19 protein-coding genes and 1 tRNA gene are annotated in these 22,396 nt (G+C 51.3%); 7 read left to right on the top strand and 13 right to left on the bottom strand.

The features are described 5' to 3' along the window. Positions 1–7: 7 nt before the first annotated feature. Together AB1483_07865 and AB1483_07860 are read left to right on the top strand one after the other, a co-directional pair. On the top strand, positions 8–2,578 hold the full coding sequence (locus tag AB1483_07865) for a hypothetical protein (protein ID MEW6412375.1): 2,571 nt from the start codon (positions 8–10) through the stop codon (positions 2,576–2,578). A gap of 33 nt (positions 2,579–2,611) precedes the next feature. Further along, complete coding sequence (locus AB1483_07860) at positions 2,612–5,182, top strand: hypothetical protein (GenBank protein ID MEW6412374.1); 2,571 nt, start codon at positions 2,612–2,614, stop codon at positions 5,180–5,182. 7 nt (positions 5,183–5,189) lie between these two features. On the opposite strand, the gene AB1483_07855 is transcribed toward AB1483_07860, so the two are convergent. Further along, positions 5,190–6,410, bottom strand: a complete 1,221-nt coding sequence (locus AB1483_07855) for an MFS transporter (protein ID MEW6412373.1) — start codon at positions 6,408–6,410, stop codon at positions 5,190–5,192. A gap of 178 nt (positions 6,411–6,588) precedes the next feature. Beyond that, positions 6,589–7,659, bottom strand: coding sequence for a hypothetical protein (locus AB1483_07850; protein ID MEW6412372.1), 1,071 nt, complete (start codon positions 7,657–7,659; stop codon positions 6,589–6,591). Between the two features lie 288 nt (positions 7,660–7,947). On the opposite strand from AB1483_07850, the gene AB1483_07845 reads away from it, so the two are divergent. Genes AB1483_07845 through galT form a run of 3 tightly spaced genes read left to right on the top strand, consistent with a single transcriptional unit; the run spans position 7,948 to position 10,569 of the window. Next, positions 7,948–8,682, top strand: a complete 735-nt coding sequence (locus AB1483_07845; protein ID MEW6412371.1) for a protein-L-isoaspartate(D-aspartate) O-methyltransferase — start codon at positions 7,948–7,950, stop codon at positions 8,680–8,682. A gap of 32 nt (positions 8,683–8,714) precedes the next feature. After that, entirely contained in the window at positions 8,715–9,533 is an 819-nt protein-coding gene (locus AB1483_07840) for a DUF547 domain-containing protein (protein MEW6412370.1), read from the top strand. Positions 9,534–9,567: 34 nt separating this feature from the next. Further along, positions 9,568–10,569, top strand: coding sequence for a galactose-1-phosphate uridylyltransferase (gene galT / locus AB1483_07835; GenBank protein MEW6412369.1), 1,002 nt, complete (start codon positions 9,568–9,570; stop codon positions 10,567–10,569). Positions 10,570–10,647: 78 nt separating this feature from the next. Here galT and AB1483_07830 read toward each other — a convergent pair whose 3' ends face one another. Beyond that, positions 10,648–11,160 carry a chemotaxis protein CheW gene (locus tag AB1483_07830; protein MEW6412368.1) on the bottom strand — a complete coding sequence of 171 codons (513 nt, stop codon included), beginning with the start codon at positions 11,158–11,160 and terminating at the stop codon, positions 10,648–10,650. Positions 11,161–11,386: 226 nt separating this feature from the next. Then, positions 11,387–12,148, bottom strand: coding sequence for a DUF72 domain-containing protein (locus AB1483_07825; protein MEW6412367.1), 762 nt, complete (start codon positions 12,146–12,148; stop codon positions 11,387–11,389). A gap of 147 nt (positions 12,149–12,295) precedes the next feature. On the opposite strand from AB1483_07825, the gene AB1483_07820 reads away from it, so the two are divergent. Further along, on the top strand, positions 12,296–13,435 hold the full coding sequence (locus AB1483_07820) for an aminopeptidase (protein ID MEW6412366.1): 1,140 nt from the start codon (positions 12,296–12,298) through the stop codon (positions 13,433–13,435). 57 nt (positions 13,436–13,492) lie between these two features. Further along, a complete protein-coding gene (locus AB1483_07815; GenBank protein ID MEW6412365.1) occupies positions 13,493–14,002 on the top strand; it encodes a ferritin family protein in 510 nt (169 codons plus the stop codon). A 25-nt stretch (positions 14,003–14,027) separates the two neighbouring features. On the opposite strand, the gene AB1483_07810 is transcribed toward AB1483_07815, so the two are convergent. The 9 genes from AB1483_07810 to cysS form a co-directional block, all read right to left on the bottom strand. Continuing rightward, positions 14,028–14,873 (bottom strand): DMT family transporter, encoded by an 846-nt coding sequence (locus AB1483_07810; GenBank protein ID MEW6412364.1) that lies wholly within the window; start codon positions 14,871–14,873, stop codon positions 14,028–14,030. An 85-nt stretch (positions 14,874–14,958) separates the two neighbouring features. Continuing rightward, the gene (locus AB1483_07805) at positions 14,959–15,807 is read right to left on the bottom strand and encodes a DMT family transporter (GenBank protein MEW6412363.1); all 849 of its coding nucleotides are present in this window, start codon (positions 15,805–15,807) and stop codon (positions 14,959–14,961) included. Between the two features lie 86 nt (positions 15,808–15,893). Continuing rightward, a complete protein-coding gene (locus AB1483_07800) occupies positions 15,894–16,673 on the bottom strand; it encodes an SDR family oxidoreductase (protein ID MEW6412362.1) in 780 nt (259 codons plus the stop codon). Next, the gene (locus AB1483_07795) at positions 16,673–18,040 is read right to left on the bottom strand and encodes a dipeptidase (protein MEW6412361.1); all 1,368 of its coding nucleotides are present in this window, start codon (positions 18,038–18,040) and stop codon (positions 16,673–16,675) included. The genes AB1483_07800 and AB1483_07795 overlap by 1 nt, the downstream gene beginning before the upstream one ends. 141 nt (positions 18,041–18,181) lie before the next feature. After that, complete coding sequence (locus AB1483_07790; GenBank protein MEW6412360.1) at positions 18,182–18,703, bottom strand: ferritin family protein; 522 nt, start codon at positions 18,701–18,703, stop codon at positions 18,182–18,184. 39 nt (positions 18,704–18,742) lie between these two features. Then, positions 18,743–19,540: a hypothetical protein gene (locus AB1483_07785; protein ID MEW6412359.1), complete on the bottom strand. Its 798-nt coding sequence runs from the start codon at positions 19,538–19,540 to the stop codon at positions 18,743–18,745. Further along, entirely contained in the window at positions 19,537–20,472 is a 936-nt protein-coding gene (locus tag AB1483_07780) for an ABC transporter ATP-binding protein (protein MEW6412358.1), read from the bottom strand. The genes AB1483_07785 and AB1483_07780 overlap by 4 nt, the downstream gene beginning before the upstream one ends. 371 nt (positions 20,473–20,843) lie before the next feature. Next, positions 20,844–20,916, bottom strand: a tRNA-Thr gene (locus AB1483_07775). A gap of 78 nt (positions 20,917–20,994) precedes the next feature. After that, the gene (gene cysS / locus AB1483_07770; GenBank protein MEW6412357.1) at positions 20,995–22,392 is read right to left on the bottom strand and encodes a cysteine--tRNA ligase; all 1,398 of its coding nucleotides are present in this window, start codon (positions 22,390–22,392) and stop codon (positions 20,995–20,997) included. Positions 22,393–22,396: the final 4 nt, after the last annotated feature.

Here is a 22,396-nt window from a genome sequence, read left to right as displayed (position 1 = left end):
GTCTTTCTTGAAAAAAGGCTTCCGAACCGCCATTCTCCTGGTGACCTGCGTCACCTGCATCTTCAACTATTCTGCCGACGCACGAAATCCCAAGCTGGACAGAACATCGACAGCCGACCGTTTGACCACCCTCGCGGCCTCTGACCGTCGTGTGATAGAACGAGCGGTGCACACACGGGGGCGTATGCAACTGGTCGTCCGAAACAACGGCACGTTCGGTTCCGAAGGCGAACCTGTTCTGGATCCCATTACCGGCAGCTATGTCCAGGCGTGTATATATCCCAAAAACAGTGATCTCATCTACCTATGGGTTTGCGCCCTGTGGGTGGGGGCGGTGGTCGGGAGGGACACTATTGTATCTACCGGCGCGGAAGATTTGTATTGTTCGTACGAGATGTGGCCCGACATCCCCCCGTTCGGTGAGATGAAATTCGAGACAATCGACCCCACCAGTCCGAACTACAGCGAAGACGCGTATTCGGAAGAGGATATCATTTGTTACTACACGGATACCTCGACCAATCCCGCGCTGGTCAATTCGGATTACTGTGATGATCCCACCCCTCACGTGCCCCTGAATATCAAAGCCACCCAGCGATCTATGGCCTGGAGCTATGATTACGCCGATGATTTCATACTCTTCGACTACAAGGTGGAAAATATCGGCAACGAAACGCTTGAGGATGTCTATATGGGGATATGGTTGGATGGCTGCGTCTTTCACCAGTCCTTACAGGATATAGAGTACTGGACCGACGACATTGTCGGATTCTACAGGACACACCCCTCCGCAGACGGCTGCGGGTTTATCGATACCATTAATATAGCCTACCACGCCGACAACGATGGTGAACCGGTCGATGGTCGTTGGACCGAAAAGTCTCCCCTTTCTGTCGTCGGGGTACGCGTGGTTCGCACCCCTTCAGATTCATTGAACTATTCCTTCAACTGGTGGATAATGAACTGGACCGATGTCACCAGAGATTTCGGTCCCAGGCTGAGAGGTACACCGGAAGATCCGTTCCGTGATTTCGGGGTACGCATGGGCACGCCGGCGGGCGATCACAACAAATACTATGTGATGAGACACAAAGAGTTCGATTACGATTTGATGTACACTGCCGTCGACCACACTGCCGAGGGATTCTTGCCGCCGCCCGAATATGCCGAAACCTATGCTAAAGGATTTGATGTTCGCTATATCATGTCATTCGGGCCGTTTACTATTGACCCCGGTGAGAAACTGCCCATATCGCTGGCCTGGGTCGGAGGCGAGAATTTTCACGTTAACCCGAATGATTTCGATTCCTTTGATCCCTACCACCCATCCATATTCTACAACAAGCTCGATTTCTCCTCGCTGGCGACCAATTCCCGGTGGGCATCCTGGATATACGATAATCCGGGAGTCGATACCGATGGCGATGGCGACAGCGGCAAGCACCATGTTTGCTGCTCGGATACAACAGTCACCGACACCGGTCTCGTTTTCGGAATTTGTGATACCACCTGGTACGAAGGTGACGGGGTCCCTGACTTCCGAGGAGCCTCTCCTCCGCCCGCCCCGGAATTCTGGGTCGAACCGCAACTCGGATCGCTCCGGATCCGATTTAACGGTTTGAGGTCGGAGACCGAAGCCGATAGATTCTCAGGCCTGGTTGATTTCGAAGGTTATCGCGTTTATATAGGCCGCGACGACCGGTTACAGAGCTACAGTATAATCGCCTCGTACGATAGGGAAAATTTCAGCAAATACGTTTACGACCACGCCAGATTGGCGTGGTCTGTGTCAGATCTACCGTTTACCAGAAGCGAGCTTCAAGCGCTCTATGGTGACCCGGCTGGAATAGAAAATTTCAACCCCACGTCATACTCCGCCGTTAACCCGTATTTTCACCCTTACTACCGCGATTCGGTGTTTTATTTCGTCACCCAGGATTTCAATCGCGCGGAGTTCGGCGTCACCACACCGATACGCCGCATCTACCCTGACCAGCCCTATCCTTCAACGCTCAATGCTGACGACGCTCAGCCGGAAGAATTGACCGAAGACGGCTACCTCAAATATTTCGAGTACGAATTTATTATCGAGGATCTCCTCCCGACCGTGCCGTACTATATTAACGTCACCGCTTTTGACTTCGGATCGCCGGAAATAGGTCTTTCGGCGCTGGAAACATCTGTCCTCAATGGCGCTCAGGTAGCCTACCCCCTAACGTCGGTGGAGGAAGTTGAAGAAAACGACCTCAAGGTTTATGTCTACCCCAACCCTTATCGGATCGATGCTGATTACGACGGGCTGGGCTACGAAAACCGACACGGAATTCTATCTGAAGATCGCATGCGCCGATTGCACTTTGCGAACCTTCCGCCCGTCTGCAAGATATATATCTACTCTCTCGACGGTGATCTCGTTCGCGAGATTGGCCACAACTATCCCGAAGGGGGACCTGAGGCTATGCACGATACCTGGGACCTCATCACTCGCAACACTCAGGCAGCGGTAACCGGCCTGTATTACTGGGTGGTGGAGTCCGAACAGGGGACGCAGATGGGGAAGTTCGTTATCATCAAGTAATCAGCAGCACATTATTAGGAGGGTACTTCCATTATGAAACAACTTTGTCAGACGGCACTGTTTGTCCTTTGCTTCCTCGTGTCTTCCGGAGCGGGCCGCGATGTTATCAACAAACAGTTTCTCACTGCTACCAAATCGACGACGTCGCTCACGGCTTCTGGCCTCTATGTCCAGTACGCTGTGCACGACATCGGCAACCTGCAACTGGTAGTCGCCAACAACGGGACCATCAGCACTTTAGGGGGAGACATTTTGGATCCCATCACCGGCCAGTGGTTCCTGGGATGCGTTTATCCAAAGTATAGCGACCTGATATACATGTTTTCTGCTTCTTTATGGATTGGCGCGGTGATTGGTCGGGACACGGCCGTATCGGTCGCCAGTGACGACTTCTATTCCAGAAACGAGTTTTGGCCAACTGAAGAATGGGTTGTTCACACACGACAGACCGCCGGGTTCGAATATAAAACGATAGATGTTAGCAGTAGCTACTACTCGATAGATGCGAAGTCAGAGGAGGATATAATCTGTGAGTACGACGATACGAGGGACGATCCGACACTAGTCGGAATTGACTTCTACGACAATTCCACTCATAAACCCCTCAACGTCGAAGTGGTCCACCGTTCGATGGCCTGGAGTTACGATTACGCCGATGATTTCATTCTATTTGACTACAAAGTGAAAAATGTCGGGGACAAAACACTCCAACAAGTGTACATGGCCATTTGGATGGACTGCGACATTTTGCACATACTCACTGACGGAGGATGGTGGGACGATATAGTCGGTTTTTACCGATTTCACCCGGCTCCTGAGGGATGCGGGTTTATCGATACCATCAACATTGCGTATTTCGCTGATAACGACGGCGACCCCGCCGACGGCAAGTGGATCGAGACTTCCCCTCGAGCAGCCGCTGGGGTCAAAATCGTAAAGACACCATCTGACTACCCAGACTATTCATTCAATTGGTGGATCACCAATTACGAAGATCCATCCCGTGACTGGGGACCACGACGGTCTGAAAAGGAGATCGACCCTTTCAGGGATTTCGGCGATAGACTCGGAACTCCGCTAGGGGATCGAAACAAGTACTACGTAATGAGACATCCTGAGTTCGACTATGATATGCTGTACGCCAACATCGACTATAGCTCGCAGGGGTGGCTGCCACCACCGGAATTTTCAGACAACTTCGCGGACGGCTTTGATAATAGATTTCTTCTCTCTTTCGGACCGTTTGATATTTATCCGGGTGAGTCATTACCTATAACGTTCGCCCTGGTCGCCGGAGACAGCTTCCACGTCAATCCCTCCGACTTTGAGACGTCCTGGAACCCCAACAATCCCGCCGCATACTACAAGTCTCTCAACTTCTCCAACCTCGTCAAAAACACACGGTGGGCCTCCTGGATCTACGACAACCCGGGCATCGACACCGATGGAGACGGCTATTTCGGAAAGTCTCGCACTTGCTGCCTGGATACTATCGTTACCGACACGGGTCTGGCGTATGTGAACTGTCGGACGACTTTTTACGAAGGCGACGGGGTTCCCGATTTTAGAGGTGCCTCTCCGCCTCCAGCACCGATTGTGCGCCTGGAGCCGCAATTGAACTCCGTGACAGTGCGATTCAACGGCCTTCTCTCGGAAACGACGGGAGATCAATTCACCGGAAGGATTGATTTCGAAGGTTATCGCGTGTACTGTGCCCGCGACAGCAGAGCCACCAGTTACAGCCTGGTGGGGTCGTACGACCTGGAGGATTATACAAAGTTTGTGTACAATCTGGTCGGTGACCGATGGGAAGTGAAGGATACGCCGTTCCTCCTCGAAGATCTTCAACTTCTCTACGGTGACCTGATCGGCGACGACAACTTCAATCCGCTCGCTTATACAAGCGCGCATCCTTATAAGCATCCCCTCTGCCCCGACTCACTCTTCTACTTCATCACACAAGACTATAACTGCTCGGAATTGGGAATATCAACTCCGATTATCAAAAGATACCCCGACCAACCCTATCCAACATCATTGGCGCCCGAGTTGGCAAGGCCCGATGAAGTTACCGAAGACGGCTACCTCAAGTACTTTGAGTATGAAGTGACGGTAGATAATCTTCTTCCTACGGTACCATACTTCATTAACGTGACCGCATTCGACTTCGGCTCCCCGGAGGTCGGTCTCGGTCCAATGGAGAGTTCCCTTCTCAACGGAGCTATAGAGGTATACCCTCTGACCTCAGCCGAGCAGGCTGATCAACAGAATCGAAAGATATACGTATACCCCAACCCTTATCGAGCAGACGCTGGGTACGACGACGAAGGTTACGAAAACCGGTACAGCAACGAAGCCTCCAGCCGGATGAAGCGGATTCACTTCGGGAACCTTCCGCCCGTCTGCAAGATATATATCTACTCTCTCGACGGTGACCTTGTGCGCGAACTCGACCACAATTATCCCGATGGTGGTCCGGAGGCCATGCACGATACATGGAATCTGATCACTCGCAACACTCAGGCAGCGGTAACCGGCCTGTATTACTGGGTGGTGGAGTCTGAGAAGGGTACTCAGATAGGAAAGTTCGTTATCATCAAGTAGGGTTGTTCTAATCCCTGATATTGAAACGGTCCGGCAGTGACCGCGTGAAAAGCATATAACCGAAACCGGCGAGTATGGCCAGCGATGCAATCAGGGCCCAAGCTATGGCGGCGTTAGCTCCGAACTGGTCGAGAATCACACCTCCGTAAAGGGGGCCAAATGACCACCCGGAGGCGACAAAGAACCCGAAAATCCCCATGTACCTCCCCATCCTCCCCTCCGGGGCCAGATTTGAGGTCAAGGTGAGCGATGGCGGCGACATGACTATTTCACCTATGGTCACGATAACGATAGCCACCACGAAATATTCAAATCCGACGAGCAGTCCGACCATACCGTAACCTACGGCATAAAGGAACGCTCCCGCCGCAAGTTGGCTGGTAAGCTTGTATTTCGCCAATAATCGAGTAACCGGTATCTGAAACAGTACGACAATCAGACCGTTGAGAGTATACAATAAACCCAGTTGATGTTCACTTATCTTGACCATCTCCACCGTGTAGACCGAAAACGGCGCCATAAGCTGTGCCACGACAAGATACAAAGCGAATATCAAAAGAGAATGCCGGGCAAGGTAGGGGTCCTTCTTTATTGCCATCAGATCCGAGAACTTGAACCGCTCCTGGACCCGAACGGTTGGCACCGGCTTCATGAAGAACAAGAAAACGAGCCCGGAGATTAGGGTAGCTGCTGAGGACATGACGAATAGTATGCCGTAGGAATATCCCGCGAAAAAACCTCCAAGCGCCGGTCCGACCGCCCAGCCGAGATTGCCGGCGGATCGAGTAATGGCGTAGCCATCGAGACGTTTATCTGCCGGAACGATATCCGAAACCACGGCATTCGCCACCGGTTGAAATACGGCGCCAAATATGGCGTTGACTCCCAGCGACGAAGCAATCGGCCAAAATCCCCAGTCCTGGTAGATTGATATTGCGAGAACGGCAAAGGCCACCGCCCTGAATATCTGCGAGTACACCATCAGGGTGTTCCGTTCCATGCGATCGGAAACCTCTCCTCCGACAGCTTGAAATACAGAACGAACCACCGCCATCGCCCCGAAAAACACCCCAATTTCGGACATAGACATACCCAACTCGGCATGAAAGTAGATGGCTATGAAAGGAATGGAGATCGCAAACCCGGCGGCGCTCACGAACCACCCGGCAGAAAGAATCCACAGACTCTTATCGAATTGTCTGATAAATGCTATCGCTTTGCCAAGCATAATCCGCAGAATATAAAGGATACCCGGCCAAAGCAAAAGAAAAACCCGTGCGCTGGAATCGGATTCTCAGATAAAGGGTGCTGACTTGCCTCGAAGTGCTATCACACACCACAACTATCACAGCCGAATTCCTCCGGCAGCTCAAGCGCCCGCGCTAAGTCTAAGGTAAAGACGCAGGTTACTCTGCGGTCAAGAATTCAGCGGCCTTTTCAAACCCGTTTATATCAAATTTGCCGATCCCGGCGTGTGCCATATCGCTGAGCACGCCGTGCTGCCGCATGGCGGTCAATTTATCCCCGAAACCAACCGCTGACACCGGCGTGTCAAGAACATCCGCAACGCCGGATTTTAGCAAGATGTCCCTATTCTGGGGCGCGAAAGGACCATAGCAGGGTCCAACCACAAACATCGGCAAACCCAACCCGAGAGCCCAATTGGTCCTCTCATGCGATGGTGAGACAAAATAGTCAAAGTACCGAAACAGGCTGGTCGTGAAAGCATTTAGTTCGCGTCTTGATTCGTACAACACCACCATGGCCTCAGGAAGTTCGGACGGCAAACCATCGGCGCTCCCCACCGACATATACTGAATCCGAGACTCGCCAAACTTTGCCGCGGCGTATTGTTGAAAAAAACCGCCCCGGCGGGCGAACAGTATGGCTCTCCCCCCTGAATTTGCGGCATAAACAGCGGCGGCCACCAGACTCTTTACATGCGTCTTGGGCTCGGCTCCGGAACTGAAGAACGCTCCAGTGAGAGGACCCTGACCATTTATTCTGAGCACTCGCGCCTCAAACGACTCACGGGCGACTCGCACCAGCGACGGCTCAATACACAATCCAGTAACAATTACCCGCGACTCGTCATAACCTCCCGCAACAAAAGATTTCGCCACCGTATCAGTCGGGACCAGAACATAGTTTGCCCCTTTGACTATTGACTCATCGGGAGCGACAACTTCGCCATGCTGATAAACCAGATCTCTGTGTCCTCTCAGGATAGCCACGAGCGTCGGATGAGCCACAACTACTGTATCCTGACTGTTCAATATAGCCGGTCTGATGCCGCCAGCGAGAGCGTTAAGAGTCAGCCCCGGCCTGTTGTAATCGGCCCGGCCGCGTATCCCTTTATACAGTTTCCCAAACATGCCGTCCGATGCCCCCCGGTAGTAGAGAGAGCGGACTGCTTTCCACCCCAGTCGAGCCAACCCGCTGGAGACTTCAAAAACATCTGTCTGGCGCCTCACCATGGCGAGCTGACCCCGGCGAGTGATAGACTCAACGATCCCATCGAGATAGTACGGGTGGCCTCGCCCGATATTCGTATACAGAAATGTGATCTTGCGGTTTATTTCGGTACTCCTGAAGCCTGTTCTGATCTGGAATCAGTCCTCAATATATCACCATTGGGCCCCGACGCAAATTACTTTCCCCGTATTATTCCTCTCCAGCCGGACAAAAATCGCTTGCGAGGCAAATGGAAATACTCAAGATTAAGGTAGCACCCTTCTATCTTCCGTCGTCAAAGGGGTCACGAAATGAGCTGGGCACGACAAATCGTTATCATATTGTTCATAGCCTGTGGCCTGTCATTCTGCTCACAATCTCAACAGGATGCCCCATCCGACTCTACTGGGGTGTTCCAACAACAACGACTTAAAATGGTCCAGAGCCAGATTGAAGCCAGAGGTATATCTGACCCGGGCGTTCTTGGGGCTATGCGCAAAGTTGAGAGACATCGTTTCGTCCCCGAACAGTATCAAAAAGACGCTTATAGTGACTATCCGTTGCCGATCGGCGAAGACCAGACAATCTCCCAGCCGTATATAGTAGCCCTCATGACCGAACTGCTTGATATCGACTCTATGGATAAAGTCCTGGAGATCGGCACCGGTTCCGGTTACCAGGCAGCTCTTCTGGCCGAACTGGCCGACAGTGTGTTCACCATTGAGATAATCGAACCCCTGTGCCGCCGTGCGGATAGTCTGTTGGAAAGTCTCGGCTACTCCAATATCAGCGTTATGTGCGGCGATGGCTACAATGGCTGGGCCGAGCATGCGCCGTACGATGCTGTCATCGTCACCTGCGCCCCGCCTTCAATCCCCCAGCCTCTGATTGACCAGCTGGCCGACAAAGGACGTTTGGTGGTTCCGGTCGGAACACACTGGCAGCAACTCTTGTTAGTTACTAAAAGCAACGGAAAGACGACAACTGAGGAGATTATCCCTGTTCGATTTGTCCCCATGACAGGGGAGGCTTCAGAAAACCGATGAATCTTTGCACGATTTAGTTTGGAAGGGCAAAAATGAGATATCTCTGGATCATCACAATGGTAGTTCTGCCGGTCGTAGGCTGCAGCTCGGCGGACACACCCTCAGGCGCCAAATCCCCCGCCGAAAATGAGTTCTATTACTCCTATGGCACTGTTCTCGGTTCGTTTGTGAAGACCGACGGTGTTGACTATGCAGCCCTGCTCAAAGATCGCAAGGCTCTGGACAAATTTATCGACCAACTCGGAAAGACATCATCTGAGACATATGCAAGTTTGGAGCCGGCTGCGCGAATGGCGCTCTGGATAAACGCCTATAATGCCTTCGCGCTGCAGACGATTCTGAACCATTACCCCGTGAAATCGATAAAGGATATTAAAGGGGCCTTTGACGATAAGAAATGGGATATTGCCGGTAGAAAGGTATCTCTCAATGAGATCGAGCACGACATCCTTCGCCCTGAATTTAAGGACCCCAGAATACATTTCGCCCTCAATAACGCCTCAAAGGGAGCTCCTCCCCTTCTGGATCGACCTCTCTTGCCACAAACCGTCAGTGCCCAGCTCAACGATGCCGTGATAGCCTTCGTCAACGAACCTAAACTTAACAAGATCAACCCGCATACCAATACCGTCACCACCAACGAGCTTTTCTCCTGGTTCGGCGATGAATTCATCGAAATGTATGGAACCGAAGAATACCCTCAGCTGGAACCTGCCAGAGCGGCTGCCCTGAATTTCATCTTCACCTATGCGGATAAATCTATCTTCGAGTTCGTTGATACAACCGAGCCGTGGACAGTCGAATTTTTCCCCTATGACTGGTCGCTCAACGATATCAAGCGGAATCACTGAGTCGCTGCGAATAAGAACATGAAACGGGGGGCCTATGCCGGAATTCCGTCAGAATCAAGCCACTAAGGAATGGGTTGTCCTGGCGCCCGAGCGCGGGGGACGGCCATCGGATTACGCCGGGCCACGCAAAGAACGTCGAGATTTTCCGGATTACAAGCAGGGTTGCCCGTTCTGTCCGGGTAACGAGAACCAAACCGAAGATCCGGTCTATATTTATCCTGAGGACGACAACTGGCAGGTGCGGGTTGTTCCGAACAAGTATGCCGCTCTCCAGCCTAATCTTGACACCACTCGCAACCGGGTCGGGTCTTTTTTAACAGCCGACGGTTTCGGTGTTGCCGAGGTCGTCATCGAGCACCCTCGTCACAACACGAGCATCGCTCTGATGAAGCCGGACGAAGTAACCAATGTTCTGCGGGCCTACCGCCAGCGACATTTCGCCATCAGCAAAAACGACAAGATCAACCTCATTACGATATTTCGCAATCATGGGCAGCGCGCAGGGACATCGCTGGAACACCCGCACTCTCAGATAATCGCCACCCCCATAGTCCCACCGCACGTCAGATACCCGCTGGAACAGGCGGTACTGCACTACGATGAACGGGGGACCTGCGTGTACTGTGATATGCTCGAAGAAGAACTCAGGCAGAAAGAGAGAATCATTCTTACCACCGATAATTTCGTCGCCTTCTGCCCCTTCGCCGCCCGTTCACCCTTCGAATGCCGTATCTACCCTAGAAGACACATGCCCAGTTTCGTCTCGGCCACCAACGAAGAATTGTCCGATTTTGCCTGTGTCCTTAAAGAAATTCTGGCGAAAATACATTTTGGGCTCAACGATCCGGACTACAACTATGTTATCCGGTCGTCGCCAATCGGCGACGAAGACACCCGGTATCTCCACTGGTACATGGTGATTATACCCAAAATATCCATCCCGGCCGGATTTGAGATTGGCTCCGGCATATACATCAACACGGTCGCTCCGGAAGAATCAGCGGCTTTTCTCAGGGAGGCCCCATCCAGCGAATAGTGGTATTAACGGTCAGATAGATGCAAGAAAGCCGGCTGAAACGCCGGCTGTCCTGCTTTGGAGACTCTCGGGATATCCTTACCCCGATGGATCAGTAACGGATCTTGACAGCCGACCAATCTCGATTGTCTTCGCGAGATTCAGAATGCCGAGCGAACGATCATCGAAATTGACAATGCTCTTGATGTAGGCCGGACTTACCACACCTTTACTGATATCACCGGTCGGTTCAATTTCCGACTGCGTTATGCGAACAATACCGTTGACCGAATCAACCCGCATTCCGGCCAACTTACCCTCGATCTTCACGACTATGACGCGACTCTGGCTGTCGCCTTCCGTAGCTTCAAGACCGAAGCCCTTGCGCATGTTAACGACCGGGACAACATTTTCGCCGTATCTCACCGTACCTTCGACATAATTCGGCGCACCCGGTATCGGACTGATAGTCGGCCTCTGGAGAATCTCTTCGACCTCCATAATGTCTACCCCGAACTCCTCGGGGCCGATACTTATCGTCAGAATCTGCACCGGATTTGGCCTATCGTGTGCCGACCCGGCTAAAGTCCCTGTCTTATCGGTACTGTGCATTGAACATGCTCCTTAGGTAACACAAGTCCGCCTTATGGCTGTCAGAAATCCTGTCAATGCAAGTATCGGTAGGATGCGAGCGTACTTTAAGCAGTAGAAGCATAACGGCCCTGCTGGCCGAGCGTGCCAGTCAAAACAATGCACATATAAAACACTGCCCACCAATAGTATGCGCCCCTCACATAAACTTATACATTATATAACGGCAGTACGAAGGAAGTCAGTCTCAGGTATTTTGGACGAGGATTTCGCGAAGCAGCACGGCGGTCGTGGGAGCGTGACCGGAATAGTGGTTATTGAAATACACAAAGCAGTTTACATCCTGTGCCGCCCACTGCCGGATAATCTCAGCCCACTGGGAAAGCTCCTGCTCCCGGCCGAACCTGACATAGCTGAAATCGCTCTCGATCTTCTTTCTGTCGCCAAGCATGCGAATGTACTGAAAATCCGCTGTCTTGATATTAACTAATGGCATCCACGGATGGTCTATCAGGCAGAAGGCTATGTTTCTTTCGCAAAAGAGTTCAAAGACGTCTTTTACATCAAGCCATTTCTTATTGCGCAACTCCACCGCAAAAAGACCGTTTTCCGGCAGCGCTTCCAAAAGACCGATTAGAAGCTCCGCCTGGTCGGGCTTAAAACTGTAAGGAAACTGCAAAAGCAATGGCCCGCGCTTTGATTCCAGATGTTTCATGACTTCGATGAAATCGAGGGCGTTGCCTACACGGGCGGACAGGTTACCATCGTGAGTGACTGTCTGAGGAAACTTGGCCGAAAAAACGAAATCGTCGGGGGTCAGCTTTGCCCACTTCTGAACCGTTTCCTTGGATGGAACACGATAAAAGGTGGCGTCAATCTCAACTGTCTTGAACTGCGACGAATAGTACTTGAGAAAATCGGCCTGAGGGCAGAACTGCGGATAAAAATTACCCAGCCAGTCTTTGTAGCTGAAACCGGAAGTCCCTATTTTTACGCGTTGCTGATTCACATTGAGTATAACATTGCTGCGGGGGCAAAGTTTCGGGATGGAGCTGGGATGGCTCGGTCCGAATTCCAACAAAATCGCCGATTTTGTTGATTTGGCGCCCTAAATTGCCTATCATCAGAGGTCGTAAATACAAAGAAAGGATAGGCCATGAAAGACAAACGTAACGAAATACTCGCCCGCCAGTTACTGGAATACTCGGTTAAAATCAAACCGGGAGAAATTCTCTATCTTGAGATTAAAGGCAAAGATACTCTGGACCTGGCCAAACACGTTATCCGCCGCGCCACCGAACTTGGAGCCACCCCCTTCTGGTATTATAGCGATGAATCTCTTCTCAGGCAGTATGTCAAAGGCGCCGGCGATGACCAGTTCAAAAAGCTCGCCGAACTTCATCTGGAACTCATGAAGAAAGCCGATACTTATATCTCCCTTCGTGGCTCTGATAATCCTTTCGACATGGCCGACATACCTACAGAGAAGATGGACAAGTTTAACACCCTCTTCTACAAACCGGTTCATCTGGAAGAGCGTGTCAAGCGGACCCGCTGGGTCGTTCTTCGCTATCCCAACAACGCCATGGCTCAGCTGGCGGAAACATCGCAGGAGACGTTTGAGGATTTCTACTATGATGTATGCTGCGCCGACTATGCCAAAATGTCCAAAGCTATGGATAAACTCTTCGCGTTGATGCAGACCACTGACAAGGTACGGATAGTATCGCCCGGAACCGACCTCACGTTCTCGATAAAAGACATCGGCGTTATCAAGTGCGACGGCCTCCGTAACATCCCCGACGGCGAGGTTTACACGGCGCCGGTGCGGAACTCGGTCAACGGGACCATTACCTACAACACCCCCAGTTTGCATCAGGGAACCGTGTTCACGAACATCTCCCTCACCTTCGAAAAGGGCAAGATCGTCAAAGCTACCTGCGACGGTGACAACGACAAACTGAACAAAATCTTCAACACCGACGACGGCGCCCGTTATGTTGGAGAATTCGCCATAGGCGTAAACCCGTTCATCCTGAAGCCCATGAAAGACACGCTGTTTGACGAGAAGATCGCGGGCTCGATTCACTTCACCCCCGGCCAGTGCTATGACGAAGCCCCCAACGGCAATGACTCCGCAATTCACTGGGATTTGGTCTTGATCCAGCGAAAGGACTACGGCGGCGGCGAGATATGGTTCGACGGGAAATTGATCCGTAAGGATGGTGTGTTCACTGACCCGCAGCTTGAAAAAGACTTTTCCAAGGAGAATCTGAAAGCGGAAGGTCTGGATTGAAACCGTCAGAGCGTTCCGTACTCGAAAATATATTAGCAAAGGAGGGTTACTACCAAAATGAATATGTTTGAATTTGCCATGCAGATGGAGCTCGATGGCAAAGCTTTCTATTTGAAACATGCCGGCGAGCAGAAAAATGCGGATCTCAGGCAGGTGCTGACAATGCTTGCCGAAGAAGAGCAGAAGCATTACAACATCTTTAAAAAGCTCAACGAAGGAGCCGGTCCGTCGGCGCTAACGACCGGCCAGAGTCATTCCGCCACGCTCACCAAAGCCAAAAACATCTTTGTCGAGCTATCCAACAACACCAAGCACCCCTCGTTCACCGACAACGAGAAGTCGATCTGGCTTGAAGCGCTGAAACTGGAGGAAAAGTCCGAGAAGTTCTATCGCGAAAAAGCCGAGGAAGAGCCCGACCCGGCCCGAAAGAACCTTCTCAATCTGATAGCCAACGAGGAGCGCAACCACATTTATATGATTGACAGCGTCCTGACTTATATGAAGTTCCCGGACACTTTTTCGGATACTGCGAAGTTCAAGAATTTCAAAAGTCTCGAAGGACACTGAGGCAGGCAGTTACGAAGCCGGGACTTCAGCGGGTCTCGGCGATAACCACACCAAGCAGCGCAACCGAGCCTCCCACGACGAAAGTCAGGCCAAGCGGTTCGTTGAGCCATACATAGGCTACTCCGGAGGCAATCAGGGGCTGGATATTGTGAAACACCGCTACCCGTGATGCCTCGAAGTATTTCAACACCCAGTACCACAAAACATAGGCAACAACAGATACGCCAATGGCCACATAAGCCACCGAACCCCACGCCGACACCGGCACGGCGGCGTAATCGACTTTCGTGGCGAAATACAGCCCAAAAGGAAAATAAAGAAGCGAACCCGAAGCAAGCGCGTAAGCAGTGACGCGCAGGGCGCCATACTTGCGAACCAGTTTCTTGCCGAGAACAGCATAATAGGCCCAGGCAAAGACCGCTATCAAAATAAGAAGATCGCCCCAGAGATAGTCTGAGCTGATTTGAACAGCACCCGTGGTCATGACGATTATGACGCCACTGAGAGCGACTACGACGCCCAGGGTACGGCGAACGGAAGGTCTCTCGCGAAGGTGCAGCATGGCGCCGATAAAAATCCAAATCGGTACCGTCGCGAAAAGCAGCGCCCCGTGTCCCGCACCCGTCAGTGACTGCCCGACAAGGTATGTGGTTTGATTGAACGGGATAATCAGAAATCCCAGTCCTATGATTTTCCAGTAATCCGCCCTATCGATAGCAACAGCGTGATTCATGAACCTCACGATGGACAACAGGATCACCGAAGACAGAGCGAAACGGTAGAACGCGAAAGCAAATGGCTCAATAAACGCCAAACCATATTTTGCCACCGGGAATGTCAAGGCCCCCAGGGTCTGCTGAAAAACCAGCACCCCGATGATAAAGCCGGCGCCATATGTCCTCTCGACCGCTACTGAGGGCGTTACCGAATGTGTCAGTTGCTGGTCTAAAATAATCTCAAACCTCCGCTACGGTTACTCCTGCCAGAACGACTGCTCCCCCCAGAACAAAAGTTGTCGTCAGTGGTTCCCCGAGCATAAAATAAGCCACTACCGCCGAAATCACCGGAAACAGGTTATGCCATACTGCTACGCGGGAAGCGTCCATATGTTTCAAAACCCAGTACCATAAGACGTATAAACCGACAGACATGCCCAGCGCCATAAAAGCCACCGCACCCCATGCGGCCAACGTCACCCCGGCATAGTCAAACGTCACCGCGCGATAAAGCCCAAAAGGAAAATACAAAACGGAGCCAATGGACAGCGCATAAGCAGTCACACGAAAAGCGCCATACTTCTCAACGAGCGGTTTCCCGATAATGGTATAATAGCACCAGGCCATCACGGCGATGAGGATTATTAGATCCCCAAGGAGGTACTCGAAACCGAAATGCGCCTCTCCCCCGAACATTATCACCAGAACCCCGCCAAACGAAAGGACTATGCCGGACACTTTCTTTGCCGTGACAGACTCTTTAAGATGTATTATGGCGAGCAAAAATATCCAGACCGGCGACGTTGCGAACAGAAAGGCTCCATGCCCGGCCGCTGTCATCGACTGCCCGAACATATACAACATTTGATTGCCGGGGATTATCAGTACCGCCAGAAGAACAATCTTCGGCCAATCCCTGCGCTCCACCGGCGGTGTTCGCCTGAAAAATCGGACGACTGTCAGAAGCACAGCGGAAGAAATTACAAAACGAAAAAACGCAAACGTGAACGGCTCGATGATTAATGTTCCATACCTTGTAATCGGAAAACAGAGAGCATCAAGAATCTGAAGAAGTATGATAGCCGGCAATAGCGACGCCAACCGAATTTGGCCCGGCCGACGTTCAGTTTCTTGTGATGGTATTGCCACGGCAGGAATCCACAGCGGACTAATGGCTAAATCAGGCTCTTGAACATACCGCCATCAACCGGTATCGATGTTCCGGTGATAAACGCCGCTTTATCGGACGCAAGGAATGTGATAAGAGCAGCCAGTTCTTCCGGCTTACCTATACGCCCGGCCGGTATGTTAGCGGCAAAGCCTTTCACGATTTCCTCAACCGGTTTACCCGTCTCTTCGGATTTCTTCGCGGCCAGATTGGCCAGCCTCTCCGTAGCGGTGTATCCGGGACAGACGCAATTGGCGGTAATACCGTATTTGGCATAATTGTTGGAAATCGTCTTGCAAAAACCGGTCACACCTGCCCGATAAGTATTGGATAGAATCAGATCATCAATCGGCTGCAGCACCCCAACCGAAGTAAGATAAATCAGTCTTCCCCATTTCTGCTTTATCATACCGTCGATTACCATCCTGGTCAAATTAATGGCGGAAAACAGCACCAGATCGAGCCCCTCCTGCCAGCTTTCCGCAGGAAGGTCGGTAAATTGCCCCGGTGGAGGCCCCCCGGCGTTGGAAACGAGGATATCGACATGACCAATCCGGCTCTCGAGCTTCTCTATATCGGCCGCTCTGGAGACATCCCCCACGCACATGACGGGCGTGATGCCCGTCCTCTCGGTTATTCTGTCAGCTGCCTTCTGGAGTTTATTTATATCACGGGAGTTGATATAAAGCTGAACACCCTCCATAGCCAGCGCCATAGCGGCTGCTGCCCCCAGTCCTGCGGAGGCGCCAGTAACTAATGCTTTCTTGCCCTTGAGGCCGAGTTCCATTACACCTTTACCTGCGCCAATTCAGCCGGAAGGGCCGCTGCTGTCCTGCAACCACGTTCAAAATCTTTTACACGGAGTCGCTCATTCGGAGAATGAACATTATCATCACTCTGTCCGAATCCAATTAGTATAGTGTTAATACCGAGTATGCGCTTGAAATCGCCCACTATCGGAATTGAACCACCCTCCTTCATGAACACCGGCGATGTCCCAAAGCCCTTCTTGATCGCGAGCGCCGCGGCATCAAGCCAGGGGCCCTCGATAGGAACCTCCACCGCGGTCGCCCCTCCATGCTTATCGACCTTCACCTTGACAGTCTTCGGGGCTATCTTGAGTAGATATTTTTCCGCCTTGTTACAAATATCCCACGGATCCTGATTGGGAACCAGCCTCATCGTGATCTTGGCTGAGGCTTTCGACGGAATAATGGTCTTGCCGCCCTCGCCCTGATAGCCACCCGCTATACCGTTAACATCAAGAGTCGGCCTGGACCATGTCCGCTCAAAAGTCGTATAGTTCTTCTCTCCGTTAAGCGCGGGAACACCCAGCGACTTCCTGTAGGCAGACTCGTTGAACGGGAGTTTTTTGAATTGCTCGCGCTCCCAGGCACTGACAGGTCTAACATCCTCATAAAAGCCCGGAACCGCCACTTTTCCATTCTTATCATGCAACTGACCGATTAACCACGCCAGAACATTGACCGGATTGGCAACAGCCCCGCCGAAAGTCCCGGAATGGAGATCTCGAGTCGGGCCATATACAAAAACCTCTACCGAGGCCAGACCGCGCAAACCGAAAGTAACCGCCGGCACTTCCTTGGCAAACTGCGCCGTGTCGGACACAACGGCGATATCGGACCTGAGCATCCTCTTGTTTTTCTTTATGAACGCGGGAAGGTGTTCCGATGATACCTCTTCCTCACCCTCGATAATGAACTTCACATTTATCGGAAGAGTACCGGTGGTCTTGATAACCGCCTCAAGACCTTTGATGTGACAAAACGTCTGCCCTTTGTCGTCCGCAACACCCCGGGAATAAATGTAACCGCTACGAATTTGCGGCTGGAAAGGTCCAGTCTTCCACAAATCAAGAGGTTCCGGAGGTTGAACATCGTAGTGACCATAATACAGAACTGTCGGCACATCCTTGCCAACCAGATATTCCGCATACACAACCGGATGCCCGCCGGTCGGAAGAACCTTTGCCTTAAAGCCTATATCGCTCAAATGCTTTCTTAGCCAGTCCGAGCAGATTTTCATATCCTTTTTATGTTCTGATTTTGCCGACACAGACGGGAATCGCAGAAGCTTGAACAGATCGTCGAATCTCTTCTTTTCGGTCTTCTTGAGGTATTCAGATGGCGTCATCTAGTTGTCTCCATGTTTTCGTCGCCAAAAAATGTTAAATCAATATATGTATGTTCACTAATACAGTAAAGCTTTTAATATCACCGTTACGAATTGTTTTACCCCTTAACGCCTTCTTTCACAGGGCATTACACTTACCAATCAAATCCTCTTCCTCTTGGCGAACCACTCCGCTGGATTCTCCACAAATCTCAAACACGACTTCAATAGCCTCGTGTGCATCTGCTCCTCGTCCATCAGCCACTGGTAAAATCGCCGAATCTTCGGATTCTCCGCCTCACGCAACTTCTCTTCGTAGAACTCCTCTGTTCCACTCTCAAACTGCAGTGCCATCTCATAAGCTTCGACATCCGATGTCGTCACCTGATACTCATCTTTGATACTCTCGAGTCTCTGATTAAAGGATTCGAGCTTCTCTTCGGCCTGAGAGTCTTCTATTTCCGGTATCTCACTGCCTCTGGACAACTCCAGAGCGCTGTAAAACTTCTCTATTTTCTCGATATGCTTGTCTTCTTCACGGGCAAGATACTCGAAAGTCTGTCTTGCCAGCTTGCTCTTGGTCGTGCGAGCCGCATAGAGAAAAAGTTCTCGACCTTCCTTCTCAAGCTTCAACGCGATCTGAAACGGTTCAAGCAACTTTGTTATTTCGGAATCACTTACCATCTTGCTTGCGTGCCGTGATGAAGTCGCCCCACGCCTCCCCTAATAGTCTCTTCTGTTAAAAACGAAAATTGCCGCGATCAAAGCCGCCGCGCCGAAAGCCAGCGACGTATACAGCGGCAGCCAGCTGGCTACTCTGGAGCCAACCGCAACATCAATCGTCAGATCGGACAACTCACTGGTCTTCGGAAGTATATAATAGAAAATATCCATCAGCCTGATTACGAACCGCGACTCTACGAACTGATTTACGAAATCACGATACTGCAGCAGATACTGCAGAAACCACACCAGCACGGCAGTCATCACTGCCATGGAACCTGACCCAAACAGAATCCCGGCAAAGGTGGTAATCGAAAGCCAGATAAATAGACTGACAAGGTTCAAAAGATACACGTAGATGATATTGTCGCTATATATGCCGTGGACCAGATACATGACAAGATTTCCGGCAAGTCCGCACACAACAACCACTACGGAATAAGCCACAAGAATACCAAAGAACTTGTTGACCAAAAGAGACGTTCGGGAGATCGGTTTCGACAGGTAGAAATCCGCCCGCCCCCTGATGAGCATACTCGGTATCAATCCGGCCGTAGCCAGGACCGCCAGCACTACGAGAATATCGATGAAAATGGCAAATCCGCGGGTCACTGGATTGCCCAGAGCCTCATTAACCTCCCCGAGATTCATCTCCATAGAATCCCCGCGACCACCACCAAACTGCGCCTGACCACTTACAAGTATGACCGCTATAGCAATCATTGTCACCACGATAAAGACCCAGAAGATTTTCCGGTCGACCATCTCGGATATGCAACTTCGAGTCAGACCCCTCATGACGTCTCCACCTTGCCGCTTCCGCTGATGGTCTCAATGAAGGATTGTTCCAGCGATACCTTGATCGGCTTTACCGATTTGATATCAATCTTCTTCAGTCGTATCTCATCAATCACCCAGTTTATCTTCTTATCATCGACAAGCTGGACCACCAGACGGTTCATCGACAACGAAACACGCTTGCCAATCGCCTCCGGAATCTCAAACAACTTGTTGCCAAACTCAGCTTCGATTTCGTATTGACTCTCCCGGCTGGTCAACTCATCCACTGTTCCCATCTTTATGACCCGGCCCCGGGAGAGTATCGCCACTCTGTCAGCGACCGATTCGACCTCGGACAACAGATGCGAATTCAGAATTATCGACTTGCCCTCATCGCGGATCTTCTGAAGTACCTTCCTTATTTCCGTCTTCCCTACCGGATCAACACCATCGGTGGGCTCGTCCAAAAACAGTATCTCCGGATCGGACATCATCGCCTGAGCCAACCCTATCCTCTGCTGCATACCTTTGGAGTATTTCGTGATCTTGACATTACCCCACCGGTCCATATCGACCAGCTTGAGAAGTATTCCGGCGCGTGAGTTAATGTCGCCGCGACTCATGCCGAAAAGACGTCCGGTGAACTCCAGTAGCCCCAGCCCGGTGAGATGACTCGGGAAACGGTGATTTTCCGGAAGGTATCCCACTTTTCTTCGGGATGCCGGGTTATCGGGAGGAAGTCCCGCTATGGTGGCGCTTCCGGCCGTGATGGTGGTAATTCCCAGTAAAGTTTTAAGAAGGGTTGTCTTGCCCGCTCCGTTGGGACCAAGCAAGCCAAATATCTCCGGTTGCTCGATTGTAAGGGAGACACCGTCAAGAGCGGTAATTCCGCCCTTTTTCATGCCGGTGCGGTAAATCTTTGTCAGGTCTTCCGTGACGACTATGTTCATAAAGCTATTCTGCGGTCAATCTCTGCCCTTTAGGTACTACTATGGTTCGGGAAGCGCAAGCTTGAAATTCCCACCGCTCATGTATTTTATCGGCTTTACGCGCAAAAAATTGAAAAGTTTAGCTGAATAAGAAGAGTCTGAGCCTGCTTCCCCACAAAAGATTCCGTATGCCAACCCATCCCTTGTTGTAACGCGGAAACAGACCCTCACTCGAATCTGGCGGGCTTCCGGAGAGTCGCTGTAACCCGGAGCCCACGGGAAAAATCTGATATTGACCGTCACAAAAGTTGAGTGGCTCCAAACAACGTCCCATTAAAAGAAATTAATTCCCGGTGACGCGGTAAGATAGGTTGATGTCGTGCAATAAGAAAAGCCGGCGAGCGGACTCGAACCGCTGACTGGCTGATTACAAATCAGCTACTCTACCAACTGAGTTACGCCGGCGTTGAAGCGGTACTAATCAAACAATTTTGGCAATCAAGTCAATATATTTTCTAAGGGAGCCTCGGTTCGACTTTCCCGTCAAACTTTCTTTTTCCACCGCACACCCTGCGGCGTATCCTCAAGGATAATTCCTCTGGCCAGAAGGTCATTGCGAATTTTATCGGCCAGAGCATAATCCTTGTTCTTTTTCGCCTGGGTGCGCTGAGCTATAAGCGACTCTATCTCCCTGTCCAGATCACCGCTTGATTCATAGGTGAAATTGAGCACCGAGTCGAATCCCTTTATTGTTTCCAAGGCTCTGTCCCGCTCCTTGACCGAAAGCGCGTTTTCCGCCCTGAGACGATTTATGTCGCGGATAAAATCAAAGACAGCGCCAAGAGCGCCCGAAATATTCAAATCGTCATCGAGCGACTTCTCGAAACCCGCCAGGGCTTTTTCGATAATACTATCGGCCGCGCCGCTTGACTCTCCACCCGTGTACTCGGACAGGTTGGCGATAAAGTCATTGTATCTCTCCAAAGCGCCGCGCGCCGAATCGAGACCGGAGAAGGTAAAATCGAGCTGCTGACGATAGTGACTGGCGATCAGCAGATACCGCACCACCACCCCTGAATAGCCCTTGGCCAGAATGTCTCTGAGAGTAAAGAAATTCCCCAGCGACTTTGACATTTTACGACCATCGACAATCAGGTAACCGCAGTGCAACCAGTAGTTGACGAATTTCTCATCAGTGGCCGCTTCGGACTGCGCTATCTCGTTCTCGTGGTGTGGGAACATATTGTCGACGCCACCGGTGTGAATATCAAAATGCTTGCCGAGATACTTCATCGACATCGCCGAACACTCAATATGCCATCCGGGACGACCCTTGCCTATTTCCGTCTCCCAGTAAACATCGCCGTCCGACTCATCCCAGGCTTTCCAAAGGGCAAAATCCGATACCGAGTCCTTCGCATACTCATCGGCCGCAATTCTCGCGCCTGCCTTCAGACCGGCCATATCAAGATTGGCGAGCTTACCGTAATCCCGAAACGACGATATCTTGAAATAGTAGTTGCCGTCAACTTCATAAGCATGACCTTTCTCGATCAGTTTCTTGACCAACTCCACCATTTCAGGAATATGCTCGGTAGCAGCCGGATATTTCTCCGCCCGCTCGATTCCAAGCGAATCAAGGTCCTCGAAAAACGACTTAATATTCGGGGCTGTGAAATCCTTCAACGTGATCCCCTGTGCCTTAGAGTCGCGAATTGTCTTGTCGTCAATGTCGGTTATGTTCATGACCTGGTAGACGTCGTAGCCCTTATACTTCAGGTAACGACGCAACAGGTCCTCGAACATATAAGCACGGAAATTGCCGATATGAGCGAACTTGTATACGGTGGGTCCGCACGTGTACATGCGCACCTTGCCGGGCTCGATGGGCTTGAATTCCTCCTTTTGACGCGTCAGGGTATTTCTGAATACCAGAGCCATTTTC

It is taken from the genome of Candidatus Zixiibacteriota bacterium, from assembly GCA_040756055.1.
GTDB lineage: Bacteria > Zixibacteria > MSB-5A5 > GN15 > FEB-12.
This window is presented reverse-complemented; position numbering and strand designations above follow the sequence as displayed.